Annotated in this window: 1 protein-coding gene; it reads left to right on the top strand. The window is 57.3% G+C overall.

The features are described 5' to 3' along the window. Positions 1-193: 193 nt before the first annotated feature. A partial coding sequence (locus KQI26_RS14845; protein WP_216505019.1) for an InlB B-repeat-containing protein occupies positions 194-3,489 on the top strand: 3,296 nt, incomplete at its 3' end.

Below are 3,489 nucleotides of genomic sequence, written 5' to 3'. Positions count from 1 at the left end.
AGGATGATATAATCACTTCACTAAAGCTCATCTGCGGCTGGTGTCAGCCCAAAAGAGGCGTACAAAATAGAGGGGGTTGTGCTTTCATACGATCAAGAACGAGGCAAAACGCGAAGCGGATTTTTTCAAGGGCATATGCCCTTGGTTCCTCCCCAGGGGAGGAACCAAAGCGTTTACAAAGGAGAGAAATACGATGAAGAAACGATTTTTAAGCGTTCTGACAGCGTTGGCTCTGTGCCTGACGCTGCTGCCCACGGCGGCGCTGGCAGAGGGGACAGAGCAGACGGAGCAGACGCCCCCGGCTGTGGAGGAACCGGCAGGCCCGGCAAACGGGAGACCGGAGCAGGAGCAGGAAAACCAGCAAGAGGACTCTGCCGTAAAACAGGACGAAGCCGTGGCCACGGTGCAGGCGATGATCGACGCGCTGCCGGAGGCGGAAACGATCGGCGAGGATAACGCGGCGGATGTGGAAGCGCGGCTGGATGCCATTGACGAGGCAAAAGCAGAGCTTTCCGATGCGGAAATTGACGGGCTGGACATGACCCGGTATATGGAAACCGCCGCCGCGCTGGAGCTGCTTTTATACGGAACGGCCGCGCCATCCGATGCGGTCATGTTGGCAAATGGTATGTATGAAGAGCAATTTAACACCCTCTCCCCCGGCGAAACCTATTGGTTTGACTTGTCCGGGGAGGACATTCCGGGCGCGAAGAACGCCAGCCTTCCGGACAAAACCCTCCATTGGGTGCCTTTTACCTATGCCGGGACGGTCAAGACCTATGTGCTGAATAAAAAAGCTTCCGCAGGGGCGGTAGATGCTTCTCAAAAACCGCTGGATACTTCTCTGGAAGCGTCTCTAACAACAGACCCCAGCGGGACATATGGCTATACCTATCACCACAGCCTGTTTATTGCCGACTATGCTGTGACCCATACCGTAACCTGGAACGAGTTGAACAGCAAGGACATGATTTTCGGGAAAGACTATCCGAGCGGCGGCGTGGACTACTCCCTCCGTGCTCCGACAGTGGGAAGCCAGGCAAGATATGATGCTGTTGATGGTTTTGGTGGTGACTACGGCAGCCTGATACTCAACGAATGGGATGAAATTCTTGACAAATCGAACAGCTATATCAAAAACTGGAAAACTATGTACTCTTGGGGACAGGACACCTATTTTTCGTACCGTGGGATTCGCGGGGTCAAGTCGGCCCCCTACTGGTACTACCACTTCTCTGATAGTCAGCCCTTATGGTACATCGGTTTCCGCCCCGTCCTCGAAGTCAAGAATGTGGACACGCTGGGGGCTGAGGGCCTGCGCGTCGTAACGCTTGACTTAAACGGCGGAAAAATCGGCTCCACCGAGGGGACCGTGAAGATCGTAGTCAAGTCCGGCGGCGGCTTCACCGCCCCCGTCATCGCGGGCCTGACCCGCCCGACCGGAAACGGGGCCGCTTATTTTCGGTGGCTCGGAAGCGATGGGAGGCTGTATTCTCCGGCAGATGAGGTTCCCTCTACTGTTACCGCCTTGACCGCACAATGGACATTCCCCGCAGTTCACTTTGACCCCCTCACCCCCGGCGAAACCTATTGGTTTGACTTGTCCGGAGAGGACATTCCGGGCACGAAGAACACCAGCCTTCCGGACGAGTCCCTCCATTGGGTGCCCTTTACCTATGCCGGAACGGTCAACGCCTATAAGATGGTCAATGAAACTGATCATTACGCACACGCAAACGCTTACGACCACAGCCTGCTTATTGCCGACTATGCTGTGACCCATACCGTAAGCTGGGACAATTTGAACAGCAAGGGCATGATTTTCGGCAAACACTATGCAAGCGGCGGCGTGGACTACTCCCTCCGGACTCCGTCAGTGGGAACTTCCTATGTTAGCAGTAGCGGCAGTGGTGAAAATGAGCGCTGCACTCCGAAATCCAACGAATGGGACGCGATCTTGGACAAATCGGGCAGCTATATCAAAGACTTGACGGTTATAGCCTCCTGGGGGCAGGACAAGAGCGGCGGTTCGCCGCGATACCGTGGTAAATGCGACTCGAAGTATAACATAGTATGGTACGATCCTGCCAATACCTTTCCGGATCGCGGCTTCCGCCCCGTCCTTGAAGTCCAGCAAGCGGATACGCTGGGGGCTGACGGCCTGCGCGTCGCAGAGCTTGACTTAAACGGCGGAAAAATCGGCTCCACCGAGGGGTCTGTGAATATCGTAGTCAAGCCCGGCGGCGGCTTCACCGCCCCCGACAGCGAGGGACTGACCCGCCCGGACGAATATACTGACGGCAGTTTCTTCCAATGGCTTGGCAGCGATGGAAATTCCTACGATCCCGGAGCTTCGGTTCCGGCAGGCGTAACCACGCTTGCGGCCCGGTGGGCAAAGTTCTGTACCGTGAAGCTGCACACAAACAGCGGCACGATCAACAGCGGCAATATCATCTCGTACACCCTCGGCGAGGAAACGGCGCTTCCGACGGAAGCGAATATAACCCGCAAGGGTTATACCTTTGGCGGCTGGTACGATAACGCAGAGCTGACCGGTACCCCGGTTACGACGATCGAAAAGACCGAAAATGGGAACAAGGAATATTGGGCGAAATGGACGATCAACTCCTACACCGTCACCTACGCTCTCGATGGCGGCGCGGCAGAGGGCAATCCCTCCGGCTACACTATTGATACGGATACCTTCACCCTCAAGAACCCCACGCGCTCCGGCTATACATTTACCGGCTGGAGCGGTACGGACCTGACGGGCGAGAGCAACCTGACCGTGACCGTCGAGAAGGGCAGCATCGGCGACCGCAGCTATACGGCGCACTGGCGCCACAACGGCGGCTCCTCCGGCGGTGGCGGCGGCTCTGACCGTGACAATTCCGGCAGCACCGTCAAGACCGAGACCACCACCAAGCCCGACGGCACCAAGGTTCAGACCGAGACCAAGGCCGACGGCACCAAGATCCAGACTGAGACCAAGAAGGACGGCTCCACCGTCAAGACCACCACCAACCCCAACGGCAGTTCCATCACCGAAAATAAGGCCGCCGACGGCTCCACCGGCACCGTCAAGACCGACAAGAACGGTCAGACCACGGCGGAAACCACTCTCAGCAGCAAGGCCATCGAGGACGCGAAGAAGTCCGGCGAGCCGGTCACGGCCCCTGTTGAGGTGGAGGCCACCCGCAATTCCGGCACCGCCCCCACCGTCAAGGTGGAGCTGCCCAAGAATTCCGGCGACACCAAGGTGGAAATTCCTGTCACCAATGTAAAGCCCGGCACTGTGGCGGTCATCGTCCATCCTGACGGCACCGAGGAGATTTTGAAGGATTCCATTCCCACCGAGGACGGCATCCGGCTCACCGTGGACGGCAGTGCAACGGTGAAAATCGTGGATAATGCCAAGAACTTCATCGACACCCAAAACCATTGGGCCAAGGACGAGATCGACTTCGTCAGCGCCCGTGAGCTGGTGAA

The sequence above is a fragment of the Intestinimonas sp. MSJ-38 genome (assembly GCF_018917925.1).
Classification (GTDB): domain Bacteria; phylum Bacillota; class Clostridia; order Oscillospirales; family Butyricicoccaceae; genus Pseudobutyricicoccus.
Note: the sequence above shows the minus strand (reverse complement) of the source record. Positions and strands in the feature narration are given on the sequence as shown.